Source organism: Cronobacter sp. 153480017-3 (assembly GCF_053627815.1).
Map to the genome: position 1 here is coordinate 22,249 of NZ_JBSEYN010000007.1, position 12,327 is coordinate 34,575.

The window sequence follows — 12,327 nt, forward strand, 5'->3', positions numbered from 1 at the left end:
GCCTGCCATGCTGGAGCAGATGGGCCAGGCGGCCAAAGCCGCCTCATATCAGATGGCGCTGCTCTCCTCGCGCGAGAAAAACCGCGTGCTGGAGAAAATCGCCGACTATTTAGAAGCGAACGCCGAAGAGATTTTGCTCGCCAACGAGCAGGATCTGCTGGAGGCGCGCCGCAGCGGGCTGAGCGAGGCGCTGTTAGACCGCCTGGCGCTCAACCCGCAACGTTTACACGCCATTGCGAACGACGTGCGCCAGGTGTGTCAGCTGGCCGATCCGGTAGGGCAGGTGATCGACGGCGGCCTGCTGGAAAGCGGCCTGCGCATCGAGCGTCGCCGCGTGCCGCTTGGCGTGGTCGGCGTGATTTATGAAGCGCGCCCGAACGTGACGGTGGATGTCGCCTCGCTGTGCCTGAAAACCGGCAACGCGGCGATTCTCAGAGGCGGCAAAGAAACCTGGCGTACCAACGCGGCGACTGTAAAAGTGATTCAGAAAGCGCTGGAAGAGTGCGGCCTGCCCGCCGCGGCCGTTCAGGCCATCGAAAGCCCGGACCGCGCGCTGGTCAGTGAAATGCTGCGCATGGACAAATACATCGACATGCTGATCCCGCGCGGCGGGGCAGGGCTGCATAAGCTCTGCCGCGAACAGTCGACCATTCCGGTTATCACCGGCGGCATCGGCGTTTGCCATATTTTCGTTGATGAAACGGCGGAATTCGCGCCTGCGCTCAACATCATCACCAATGCCAAAACTCAGCGCCCGAGCACCTGTAACACGGTGGAAACGCTACTGGTGCATGAGTCCATTGCAGAACGTTTCCTGCCGGAACTGAGCCGCGCGATGCATGAACGCGGCGTGACGCTGCATGCAGACGAGCGCGCGCTGGCGCTGCTTTCCGGCGGCCCGGCGACCGCTGTGGCGGTGACTCCGGAAGCGTTTGACGACGAATGGCTGTCGCTCGATCTTAACGTGAAGCTGGTGGCAGGCATCGACGAGGCCATAGCGCATATTCGCGAGCACGGCACCCAGCATTCGGACGCCATTCTCACCCGCACGCTGCGCCACGCTGACCGTTTCGTGAATGAAGTGGATTCGTCCGCGGTGTACGTGAACGCCTCGACGCGCTTTACCGACGGCGGGCAGTTTGGTCTTGGCGCCGAAGTGGCCGTCAGCACGCAGAAGCTTCACGCCCGCGGCCCGATGGGCCTCGAAGCGCTGACCACCTACAAGTGGATCGGCTACGGCGACGATACGATTCGTGCTTAACGGAGGGCCGGGTGATGCAAAAATCGCCGCTTGAATCGCAAGGGCATTGACGCATCACCCACTTTTTCATAACCTCTTACCCCGTGCTCACGCACACCCTTCCTCAGGGCCGATATAGCTCAGTTGGTAGAGCAGCGCATTCGTAATGCGAAGGTCGTAGGTTCGACTCCTATTATCGGCACTCACACAACAAAACCCTTTAAAAACAATAAGTTAAGACGATTTTCGCTCTCAAGGTACAATCTTTTTTAAGGGGTTCTATGACCAACAGTTGCCGCTATTGTTAACAGTGGCTACATAGGGATGTTAGCACGTAGCGGCCTGTAGTTGTAAAGCTCGAACAGGTACAAAGCGTGAACAGTCCACATGAACCGCTATCAACTCGAAGCTAATGACGCTGCCAACGTCTCTAAATCCTCCCGAAACAGATTGAGCACACGCATTTAAGCCCGATGTGTGGCCCTATGAGCCACGTAAACAGGTGAATAGTGGTAAACGTACCTGCACACGACATGCAGGCTCTGCCAGCGCTTCGCTCACGCTCCGAAAGGTACACGAGCATCCTGATAAGGTGTGATCCTTCTGACAATCTGATTTGGTCACTGGTGACTTTCGCAAAGCGAAACCAACCAGGTTGGCCTGATGAAGTCGCTGCGCTCCGCTTGTTGCTTGTACCACTAACGGGGCTTTATGGCTTCTATTGTCTAAAATTGCTAATAAAGACCTTAATACGGCTTATAGCTATCAACTTGAAAGACATCTCTTTTTTCGGTCTTTGGATCAACCTCAATGATTGCCCTTATTCCTGTATCAATCCAGAGCTTAGTCACAACATATAAATCTTTCGTGCAACTAAAACCGTCTGCATTGTAGGCATTCCCTTCCTGATCAATGCCTTTGGATGAACTTTTAAAGGTACATTTTATTTGCTTGTCGAGCCGAGAGTAAGTCACTTGACCTGCATAGTATGTCAAAGACCTGCCACCATCTTTCGTTACGACTTTATATCCGTTAGCAAAAGCGAGACTAGGGAGAAGGCACAGTACAGCCAATACTATATTTTTCATTCTCTGACTTACCTCATTTCTTCTCACAGTTGCGCATCTTATAGAAGAACCCTGTATTTGCATCTTCCACAATGAACCTATCGCCAAAGGTTGGACGGCGAATGAAGGTCACGCCACCTTTTTCGGCTTTTTGTTTTAATCCATCATCAGTGTTTTCCAGTTCAGGGGAATACAACTGATCACCATTGGGCATTTGGACGATGAAGTTATTTTCATTATCAAGAACAGTCGAGGCTCTCGACAGAATTTTGGTAGCTGTGTCTTGGCTGGATATGCGAATGTCACAAATATATTTTCCAGGCCCCTGATCTTCTTCTGCGAGTACAGGTAAGGAGAATAACGAAAGCGCGATTATGAGAGCTGTTTTCATGGGAGGCCTTAGGATGTTAACAAAAGTAACATTTTACAGAGGGAATGGATAAGAGCAAATAAGGCGTTATGAATGGGAGAGCTCTAAAACCGAAAAAGTCAATCTTACAAAAACTTGGGGCGGTCTATTCCGTAAAAAGGAAGGGGCATGAAGCCCCCTCCTTCAACATTAGCCAGCGTGACGGTAGGATTCACGCACACCATCACGGTAACCATCAGCAAACGCTGCCTGAGGACTTTTGTGGCGAACGGTTCCCGCCTGACTATCAGGTAAGGCGGCTAAGTCCACCCAAACTTGTCCTGTGCGAGCCAAGCCGGCACGGTAGCCCTGATCGTAAGCGCATCCGCAACACTTATGGCGGCCTTCACCACCTTGATCGTGAGGTAAGCTGATAAAAAGAGTGTTGTAACGGTGCGACTGTTTACAAATGGTCATGCAATGCTCCTTGTGAGCGTCATTTTAAGGTTTACATGATCCTCTTCGCCTGGCACAATCAAGCCGTGAGAAATGAAGGCAAGGCTAAGATTCATACGAGTTTGACGACTCCTATTGGTCATGCTTTGTAAGCCGGGTTCGTGAAAATGAATCCGGTTTTTTACGCCTATAAATCAGGCATAGCACTACATGTAGGGTACATCAATCAATGTTTGCCCTACATAGTCGATATTGTAGAGATGATTCTTTTGTGCACAAGGGGTGATTTTGACGTTAAGTTAAGGCTGCGAAAGGGTAAAAAGGCATAACCCCATATCCCGTAAGGCCTGAGCGGCATGTCAATAATTAAGAAAAAAAATTCAAAATTTAATCGAGCGCTGATTTCTTCGACATGATTTTGGCTAGGCGGATTGATGTTACTGGTAACTATGATAAAAATACATGATTGAGTATTCGTCTCTGGTGCTGAAAATAATCAGTCCAGGTTACTGTTGTTGATCTGATAGACCGTAAGCCTAGGCCCTCCGCAAAAAAAGAATGTTCACCAAATATTCCAAGGCCGACAAACCCCGCAATTTACTTCACCATTCCGCCCCCTAGAGCATCAAAACAGGGGAAACTTGCCACAACAGGTTATTTTAATGTTCGTTAATGTTCTTTTTTTTGTTCTATTTAACATAGTGTACTTTGTCCGTATTTGCTCATATTGGTCTGATATTATCTTTAAAAATTTAATATGAAGCAGAGCAACCAACCGGTACACCATTAACCATATAGAGCTAATACACAGCTTTGAAGGAGTTGATATTGTTAAAAAATTTAGTTGCGGTTTACAGCAAAATAAAAAAATTATAGTTTGGGCTGTTAATTTTTCACTGCGCCTGACCTACTAAAAATGCATTCACCTGTTTGCCTATAGATACAGTCCATTTTTAATGGTGCTATGAGCCAGTCTGTAGTTCCCAACTATCAATCCAGGATCGTTAACGTTTTTTTTCAATGAAATTCATACTATTAAATAAATAGTAAGCACGATAATAAGTAATTAAGTTTACTGATTTGTATTTTTGTGACATAACCGTTAAAATCAATTCGCTCTATTTTATTCCTTTTGATTTTAATTGCTTAATGAATTTAAAAAATAGTTCGGAATGTTTATTAATTATTTCGCCGTTAAATGAGTGAACGCGCTGTTTATATGCGGAAAAAATAACTCTTCCTAACGATTTTTTCCTTTCTAAACTTTCTCTGATTTATCCATCCCGTCTTTAATAACACACTCTTTTTTATTGGGTGCCCTGACCCAATAGCGTATTCTGTTTGTCATTGAGCCCACCGGCTCAATAAGCGAGACCCGAAAGTGCGCCAACACTTCCGGGCCTCTGACCACAAACGTTATTGGAGCTAACGCTATGGCTAACGTCAATAGTAACACACCCGCACGCCCTGAAAATGAGGGCCATAATCTCAATCTGAACGCTACCGCCACCCCGATGCCGCCGTCGGCGCATTCCAGAATGTTGAGCCTGCATACGCTGTGCGAAGGGCCGATCACGGCGGAAATGGATTTCTTCACGCTCGCCACGCTGTGTGAAGAGACGGTCAGCGAACTGATTGAGTGTAAGGACGCGACGCTGTTTCTGGCGCTGGCCGGGAGACTGGCGCTGATGCTGGAATCCCTCGCGGCCGCGCTCGACAGACCGGTGCCGGCGCATCTGTTTGCTTCACTGACGGCCGACACGCTCCCTTCAGAGGTGCCGTTCTGCATCGGCAGCGACGCGCAGATGCTGAGCCGCTACTGTAAAGCGCTGAATAGGGCGTTAATAAGCCGCGCGCTCCCGCCGGAAATAGCGGAAACGCTCACGGGGCTGCTGTTTGATCTCGTGAATCATCTGGTGGAATTTGTGAGAGCGCCCTGTTTTGTGCGCACCGGGGAGGGCTATGAAGACTGGGCCGGGCAGCACGTCATGTCGCTGAACTGACAATAAGGCCGGGGGTTCCCGGCCTTTGTTTATCTGGCGCGCCAGTACAATGCAATAATCAGAAAGGGATTAAAACACCTTCTATTCCAGGCTCGTTATGTGAAGCATCTGTATTTCTTTTATACGCTGCCTGTTCATATTGATATTACAGGCCGTTGCGGCATTCCCCAGGTAGTGCGTGCTCGCTGCTTCTGCCACTGCAACGCCGCAATAATCATCACGATATTTGAGCCATTCGGCCTGGCTTCTTTTGAATAATTCAATCATCCGTTTTTTGCGGTCTTCATCGCCCATCCACCATTTAGTGTAATCAAAGTTCTCCATCTCTTTAAGCTTATCCGCATAAGCCTTATTGAGCGCTCCGGTGGATTTTTCATCAATGTCGCCTAAGCATTCGCTGTTCTCGTCGCCATATTGATCTTCGCAGGCTTTTACTTCGTCATTTCTCGTTACGTTTGCTGTCTCAACCGCCAGCGAAGTGTGGCTGACCAGTATCACAGAAATGATAAAAACGATTTTTTTCATTGCAGTAAATCCCTTACTTTTTTCTTGAACCTGAACTCTGAATACCGCCATTCTACTGCGCGTAGCCGCCTTTAACCGACGTCTCTTTATAATAAAAATTTGTCACCCTGCCAGACGCGTTAGCAAGGGTAGCCAGGATTCTTCACCGTGTCGTCTCAACCACTGTCAACTGTATTTCTTTAATACGCTGTCTGTTCATATTGATGTTACAGCCTGTCCACGCCGCGCCAATAAAATGCGTTTCCTGCTCGCCGATAGTCGCTACCTCGCAGTAACTGTCCCGGTAGGTCAGCCAGTCACGCTGGCTTTTGCGAAAGGCCTCAATCATCCTTTTTTTACGATCTTCATCGCCCATCCACCATTTGGTGTAATCAACACGCTCCAGCGATTTAAGCTTCGTCTCATACGCCTTTTTGAGTTCGGCTTCGGTTTTATCGTTGAGATCTTCCAGACACTCGCTGCTGAATTCGTAATACTTATCCAGGCACTGGTCAACGGCGTTATCTGCGGTAATGTCTTTCTGATCGGCAGCCATTAACGTGTGGCTGAGCAAAAGCGTGGAAAAGAGGAAGACAATTTTTTTCATTGCGGTAATTCCTTTACTTTTATCCTTTATTCCCTCGTTACATGCAGTCTGTAGAGGGCATAATTATCAGGGGCTTAGCCCGTACAGACTTTCAATCTCATGCTGCCGTGCATGATTCATGTCGATAACACACTGACTTTCAAGGTCGTACTGCGTGGGTGCCCATTCCCCGACAAGAGAAGCGCGCGCCGCACAGAATGCCTCTCTGGATTGCAGCCAGAGCGCCTGTGAGCGTGCAAACCTTTCCCGGAAGACGGCGCTCATCGTCACGCCCCCAAAATCGTTTAATTTGAAGGGAACGTCATAATTGTTATCAATCGTTTTATAGAGCCGTTCTATGGTTTTACTGAGCGCCTCATCCGAACGTTCTCTCGCCTGCGCTTTGCATTCTGACTGCCTTTTTCCGTCTTCTGCATATTCCGGCAGAGAAAAGCAGGGAGCGAGTTCTTTATCAAACTGAAAAGAAACGGCCTGTGCGGCAGCGGGAATAAAAGGCACCGCGATGAGAAGTGCCGTTATTAACTTCATCTCTTTATCAGGCTCCGTTGGGTTAGCGTTCCGGCATAATTCTTCACCGTTTCATCTCAACCACTGTCAACTGTATCTCTTTGATGCGCCGTTTGTTCATATTGATGTTACAGCCTACCGACGCCGCACCGAGAAAGTGAGTACCCTGGGCTGCGGTAGTCGCTACGTCGCAGTAACCGTCCCGGTAGGTCAGCCAGTCACGCTGGCTTTTGCGAAAGGCCTCAATCATCCTTTTTTTACGATCTTCATCGCCCATCCACCATTTGGTGTAATCAACACGCTCCAGCGATTTAAGCTTCGTCTCATACGCCTTTTTGAGTTCTGCTTCGGTTTTATCGTTGAGATCTTCCAGACACTCGCTGCTGAACTCGTAATACTTATCTAAGCACTGGTCGACGGCGTTATCAGAAGTAATGTCTTTTTCATCTGCCGCCAGCGAAGCGGTAGCTATCATTAACAACGGGATTATTGCCATGATCCTCTTCATTTTTGCAGATTCCTTATTCTTATTTGTGTTCTTTGCGCGTCGCGTCTTGAGCTTACGTCATTTCGAAGATAAGTAATAATTTCATTCCTGCTACCGCCTTTCGCTATAATTGCCACCATCTCATTTGCGGTAACATTACCCTGAAAAATGGTGTCGATAAATGTATCTCTAATCACGGTATCAATGCGGCTCCAGGGTAACGCATTCGGTATATTTAAATGACGGGCATGTCGGTCATAAACCCCCTTAGCATATATGACCTTTTCCTTATACGCGATTTCAAATAACCGAATTTGTTGCTGATGAGTAATCTCGCCTACCAGAGGCCCATAAAATTGAACAAACATCTCCGCTTCCCGTCCGGTCAGATAAGCGGCTTTAGAGCAAATGACAGCCTTATATTCCTCAATATCTGCGTGTCGCAGCGTAGCGATTATTTCGCCGGCGCTGCGCTTCTTCATATCAAACCCCCGCCCAAGCGTTACACCAGACTCAAACCTGGGATGGTGGAGTATCCTCGAAAATTGCAGCAGATGTTTCGGTTGTCTGAAAGGCGCAACGGCGGTGATGTAATCCACGCCTTCACTGTCAAACGTCGTCTGGCCTTGCCGGACAATAAGGGGCCCTGCGACATGCCGTGGCCGCCAGCGGGGCGTCGTGGCTTCATGCAGGGCGTGCATAAACCAGTAATCAACCGGATGGATCAGCCCGGATGGTTTCATATTCAGTAAGCGCTGATACCAGTAAATGGCCTCCTGCGTTTGCAAATCACAGCGTCCATTTACGGTAATGTATCGCCCCGTCGTTTGACTGTAACCCGCATCGGCGATGAGTTTTTGCAGTGTTTTAACTTCATCCGGATTATTCGTTCCGCAGAAGCCAGCCGAACCTGTGAGTCTGAATACCCTCGGATTAGGATAATGACGTTTTGGCATATTTTTCTCCCTGCCTGCCTGACAATTAGTTATTCCCGGGATGGTAGGCAGCGGGAGTGAACAGAAATATGATTCCTGTCATTCTTTAAAAGGGTACTATACCGCTCAGCATTCAATGCTAACGCTATTAATCGATGCTGTTAATAGAATCGTTCATACATTTTATGAATGCTTTTTATATTTTCAGTTGGCTGGGAATATTGATTTAATAAATATTATGAAGCCTCTGCTTCCCGCCTCAATGCGCGTAAAGCGCGTTGCGCCAGCGCCATTAACGCTGCGTATGCTTGCTGAGTCCGCAAAGGCGGGCCACTGGCTTTATGAGTAATAAACGGGCTGCAACTGATAAGGCCGGAGTCTTCCGGCCTTTGTATGTGGTGCCGGTCAGAAAAATCATTTACGGAAGAAAGCGCTCATGATCCGAAGAGGCCTGTGTATATCGGTATTGTTCTTTATGCTGGCAGGCTGTGTCACGTTGCCGCCGAGGCATACGGCCAGCGTGACAGCGGTCAGGGGAAATATCTGCATCCGCGTGCCAGCACAACAGGGCGAAAGGCTCGACTGGATGGAAATCATGGAAGGCGCCAGGCCCTCCAGCACTATTCTTCATTATGACGTTGCTCACCCGGTTTGGGTTTCCGCCGGGGAGTGTTTACCCGTTAAAGGGTTTCACTTCGTTGCAGGAAAATCTTACTCGGTGCTGATTGCGACCGTTATCAACGCGAAAGAGGCGCGTCAGTACGAATCAACATTTACAACGCGGCAAGGGCTAACTGTCATTCAGGAATAATCGAACATGCAGGCGCTATATGACACGTTGAAACAACGTGACGGCAAACCGCAGCGGCCTGGCATAGTATAAAACCCATTAAGTTTTGGATGGCCTGCAACAGTGATCAGTAAATACGAAGCCTTGCGCATCGCAAAAGCCTGTGCGAAACAGTATCGCTTAAGCTGGAATGAGAAAAACCTGACGGTAACGAAAGGCCGGCTTGATGAAACGCCCTGTTTTATCGTTTCGACGCTCGACGACGGTATGGCAGAAACCGGCTCGTGGGTGGATTTTATCTTTTCTACACCGGTGCGGTTTTATATTGATGCGTTAAACGGCACGTTTTTGGGATATGAAGCAGGCAACCGCGGCGTGAACCGGGTCAGGCCTGCGTCATCTTAAGTCCCGAGATTACCCCGCCGCGAGCAAACAGATCTTCAGCGCCACGTTATACGACGCCTCAAACGATTTCACCGGCAGAAACTCAAAGCGCGAATGGAAGTTATGCGCGCCGGTAAAGAAATTCGGCGTTAACAGGCCTTTGGCGGAGAGCGCCGCGCCGTCGGTGCCGCCGCGCATCGGAATGGTTTTCGGCGCAATGTCGAGCGCCTCCAGCGCCTGGTAAATCAGGTCAATCGGGCGGCGGTCGTCGCCAATCGCGTTGCTGATATTGCTGTAAACGTCGCTGATGGCGATTTCCACTTTCGCGGTCGGGTGCGCGGCGGCGATTTTTTCCGCTACGTCATGCAGCTGCTGTTTACGGCGCTCAAAGGCCTTAAGGTCGAAATCGCGAATGCTGGCGTTCAGCGTCGCGCTGTTCTGGCTCGCCTGCATTCCGTTAAACCACACATAGCCTTCGCGCCCGGCGGTGTGCTCCGGTGTCTCCTGGCGGTCGAAGTGGCTGATAAAATCGGTCGCCATCAGCAGCGGGTTCACCAGCACGCCTTTCGAGGCCATCGGGTGCGCCGTCACGCCGGTAAAGCGGATCTCCGCCTGCGCCGCGTTGAAGTTCTCATAGACCACTTCGCCCAGCTCGCAGCAGTCGATGGTATAAGCGAAATCCACATCAAAGCGCGCGAGATCCAGCGCCTTCGCGCCGCGCAGGCCAATCTCTTCATCCGGCACAAACGCCACCACGATATCGCCGTGGCGCATCTCGGGCGTCAGGTTCTCCAGCAGCGTCATCACCACCGTCACTGCCGCTTTGTTATCCGCGCCGAGAACGCTGGTGCCGTCGCTGAAAATAATCTCTTCGTTCGGGTAAGCGGTTATCTCCGGGTGCTCCGCCACGCGCAGCCAGATATCTTCTCTGGCGTTCAGGCAGAGATCTTCACCGGTAAACGTCAGGATCTGTGGATGAATCTCCGGTGACAATCCGACGTCCACAGTGTCGATATGCGTGATAAAACCGATGCGCGGCGCGCCCGGCACCGTGCCCTTTTTCACGGCGGTGACGGTCGCGTGTTCATCAATAACAATCTGCGTGAGACCCAGTGTTTGCAGCTCATCGGCGAGGGCGCGGGCCATCTCATGCTGGCCCGGCGTGCTGGGCAGCGTGGTGGCGGACGCATCACTCTGGCTGGTGATTGCCAGGTAGCGAAAAAAGCGGCGGGTTAATTGACTGCCGAGCGGTGATGGCATGGTGGATCCTTCTTTATTTGTGTTATCAGGTGTTTGCGTTGTGATTTTAATGTTATTGATGAAGTGACGAAGAGTCAGGCTCCTTTGGCACGAAATAAAAAACATAAAGGAATTACGATGATTAGCAAGCACACGATTCACGCGCTGGCGCTCGCCGCCCTCACTACCAGCGCCGCGGCAGGCGCGAGCACGCTGGTGTATTGCTCTGAGGGCTCGCCGGAGAACTTCAACCCGCAGTTGTATACCTCCGGCACCAGCGTCGATGCCAGCGCCGTGCCGGTCTACAACCGTCTGGTGGATTTTAAAACCGGCACCACCGAACTCGTGCCGAGCCTGGCGGAGCGCTGGGAGGTCAGCGACGACGGTAAAACGTACACCTTCCATCTGCGCAAGGGCGTGAAATTCCAGAGCAACAAATATTTCAAGCCGACGCGCGATTTCAACGCCGACGACGTCATCTTCTCGTTTATGCGCCAGAAGGATCCGAAACACCCGTATCACAACGTCTCGAACGGCAACTACTCCAACTTTGAAAGCCTGGAGTTCGGCAAGCTCATCACGGCTATCGATAAAGTGGATGACTACACTGTGCGCTTTACGCTGGCTCACCCGGAGGCGCCGTTCGTGGCGGATCTCGGCTGGTATTTCGCGTCTATCCTGTCGGCGGAATATGCCGACGCGATGCTGAAAGCCGGCACGCCGGAGCGCGTGGACATGGACCCGATCGGCACCGGGCCGTTTAAGCTCGCGCAGTACCAGAAAGATTCACGCATCCTGTTTACGGCGTTTGACCAGTACTGGCAGGGCAAAGCGAAGCTCGACCGGCTGGTGTTCAGCATCACCCCAGACGCCTCGGTGCGCTACGCCAAACTTGAGAAAAACGAGTGCCAGGTGATGCCGTTCCCCAACCCGGCGGATCTGCCGCGCATGAAGCAAAACCCGGATCTCACGCTGATGAGCAAATCGGGGCTGAATACCGGCTTCCTTGCGTTCAACACCCAGAAACCGCCGCTCGATAACGTCAAAGTGCGCCAGGCGCTGGCGATGGCCATCAACAAGCCCGCGATTATCGACGCCGTTTTCCAGGGCACCGGCACGGCCGCGAAAAACCTCCTGCCGCCGGGCGTCTGGAGCGCGGATCAGGGGCTTAAAGATTACGACTACGCGCCGGAGCAGGCCAAAGCGCTGCTGAAAGCGGCGGGGATGCCGGATGGCTTCAGCATCGATCTCTGGGCGATGCCGGTGCAGCGGCCCTATAACCCGAACGCCAAACGCATGGCGGAGATGATCCAGGCCGACTGGGCGAAAATTGGCGTGAAGGCGCATATCGTCACCTATGAGTGGGGCGAATATTTAAAACGCGTGAAAGGCGGCGAGCACCAGGCGGCGCTGATGGGCTGGACGACCGCGACCGGCGATCCGGATAACTTCTTTGGCCCGCTCTTTACCTGCCAGTCCGCCAACGGCGGCTCGAACTCCGCGAAGTGGTGCTATGCGCCGTTCGATAAGCTCATCAGCGAGGCGAAAGCCACCAGCGATCGGCCGAAGCGTGAAGCGCTCTATCGTGAGGCGCAGCAGATGATGCACGATCAAATGCCCGCCGTGATGATCGCCCATTCGACGATCTTCGAGCCGGTACGCAAAAACGTCACCGGTTATGAAGTCGATCCGTTCGGCAAACATATTTTTTATCAGGTGGATCTTAAGAAATAAGCCTGCGAAACCGCCTCTGCGGAGG

General features: G+C 51.1%; 14 protein-coding genes and 1 tRNA gene. 7 read left to right on the plus strand and 8 right to left on the minus strand.

The window, feature by feature from the left end; all coding sequences use genetic code 11:
• Positions 1–7: 7 nt before the first annotated feature.
• The gene (gene proA / locus ACUW6V_RS15635) at positions 8–1,261 is read left to right on the plus strand and encodes a glutamate-5-semialdehyde dehydrogenase (protein WP_454038575.1); all 1,254 of its coding nucleotides are present in this window, start codon (positions 8–10) and stop codon (positions 1,259–1,261) included.
• 108 nt (positions 1,262–1,369) lie between these two features.
• Positions 1,370–1,442, plus strand: a tRNA-Thr gene (locus tag ACUW6V_RS15640).
• A 544-nt stretch (positions 1,443–1,986) separates the two neighbouring features.
• Here ACUW6V_RS15640 and ACUW6V_RS15645 read toward each other — a convergent pair.
• A complete protein-coding gene (locus ACUW6V_RS15645; protein ID WP_454038576.1) occupies positions 1,987–2,328 on the minus strand; it encodes a hypothetical protein in 342 nt (113 codons plus the stop codon).
• A gap of 13 nt (positions 2,329–2,341) precedes the next feature.
• A complete protein-coding gene (locus ACUW6V_RS15650; protein ID WP_097570069.1) occupies positions 2,342–2,698 on the minus strand; it encodes a hypothetical protein in 357 nt (118 codons plus the stop codon).
• A 1,847-nt stretch (positions 2,699–4,545) separates the two neighbouring features.
• Between ACUW6V_RS15650 and ACUW6V_RS15655 the strand changes: the two genes are divergently transcribed.
• Positions 4,546–5,115 carry a hypothetical protein gene (locus tag ACUW6V_RS15655; protein ID WP_105596373.1) on the plus strand — a complete coding sequence of 190 codons (570 nt, stop codon included), beginning with the start codon at positions 4,546–4,548 and terminating at the stop codon, positions 5,113–5,115.
• A gap of 81 nt (positions 5,116–5,196) precedes the next feature.
• Here ACUW6V_RS15655 and ACUW6V_RS15660 read toward each other — a convergent pair whose 3' ends face one another.
• The 5 genes from ACUW6V_RS15660 to ACUW6V_RS15680 all read right to left on the minus strand — a co-directional run bounded on the left by ACUW6V_RS15660 (position 5,197) and on the right by ACUW6V_RS15680 (position 8,176).
• Positions 5,197–5,640 carry a lysozyme inhibitor LprI family protein gene (locus ACUW6V_RS15660; protein ID WP_105596372.1) on the minus strand — a complete coding sequence of 148 codons (444 nt, stop codon included), beginning with the start codon at positions 5,638–5,640 and terminating at the stop codon, positions 5,197–5,199.
• A gap of 142 nt (positions 5,641–5,782) precedes the next feature.
• Positions 5,783–6,226 (minus strand): lysozyme inhibitor LprI family protein, encoded by a 444-nt coding sequence (locus ACUW6V_RS15665; protein ID WP_105622923.1) that lies wholly within the window; start codon positions 6,224–6,226, stop codon positions 5,783–5,785.
• Positions 6,227–6,292: 66 nt separating this feature from the next.
• Complete coding sequence (locus ACUW6V_RS15670; RefSeq protein ID WP_105622922.1) at positions 6,293–6,754, minus strand: lysozyme inhibitor LprI family protein; 462 nt, start codon at positions 6,752–6,754, stop codon at positions 6,293–6,295.
• 43 nt (positions 6,755–6,797) lie between these two features.
• Positions 6,798–7,241 (minus strand): lysozyme inhibitor LprI family protein, encoded by a 444-nt coding sequence (locus ACUW6V_RS15675; protein ID WP_012125586.1) that lies wholly within the window; start codon positions 7,239–7,241, stop codon positions 6,798–6,800.
• Complete coding sequence (locus tag ACUW6V_RS15680) at positions 7,238–8,176, minus strand: peptidoglycan-binding protein (RefSeq protein WP_454038577.1); 939 nt, start codon at positions 8,174–8,176, stop codon at positions 7,238–7,240. The genes ACUW6V_RS15675 and ACUW6V_RS15680 overlap by 4 nt, the downstream gene beginning before the upstream one ends.
• Before the next feature lie 241 nt (positions 8,177–8,417).
• On the opposite strand from ACUW6V_RS15680, the gene ACUW6V_RS15685 reads away from it, so the two are divergent.
• The 3 genes from ACUW6V_RS15685 to ACUW6V_RS15695 all read left to right on the plus strand — a co-directional run bounded on the left by ACUW6V_RS15685 (position 8,418) and on the right by ACUW6V_RS15695 (position 9,350).
• A complete protein-coding gene (locus ACUW6V_RS15685) occupies positions 8,418–8,504 on the plus strand; it encodes a DUF1493 family protein (protein WP_225805812.1) in 87 nt (28 codons plus the stop codon).
• 87 nt (positions 8,505–8,591) lie between these two features.
• Entirely contained in the window at positions 8,592–8,966 is a 375-nt protein-coding gene (locus ACUW6V_RS15690; RefSeq protein WP_454038578.1) for a putative T6SS immunity periplasmic lipoprotein, read from the plus strand.
• Between the two features lie 102 nt (positions 8,967–9,068).
• A complete protein-coding gene (locus ACUW6V_RS15695) occupies positions 9,069–9,350 on the plus strand; it encodes a hypothetical protein (protein ID WP_454038579.1) in 282 nt (93 codons plus the stop codon).
• Between the two features lie 9 nt (positions 9,351–9,359).
• Here ACUW6V_RS15695 and pepT read toward each other — a convergent pair whose 3' ends face one another.
• Complete coding sequence (gene pepT / locus ACUW6V_RS15700) at positions 9,360–10,589, minus strand: peptidase T (protein WP_454038580.1); 1,230 nt, start codon at positions 10,587–10,589, stop codon at positions 9,360–9,362.
• Positions 10,590–10,706: 117 nt separating this feature from the next.
• On the opposite strand from pepT, the gene ACUW6V_RS15705 reads away from it, so the two are divergent.
• Positions 10,707–12,302: an ABC transporter substrate-binding protein gene (locus tag ACUW6V_RS15705; protein WP_097564234.1), complete on the plus strand. Its 1,596-nt coding sequence runs from the start codon at positions 10,707–10,709 to the stop codon at positions 12,300–12,302.
• Positions 12,303–12,327 lie beyond the last annotated feature (25 nt).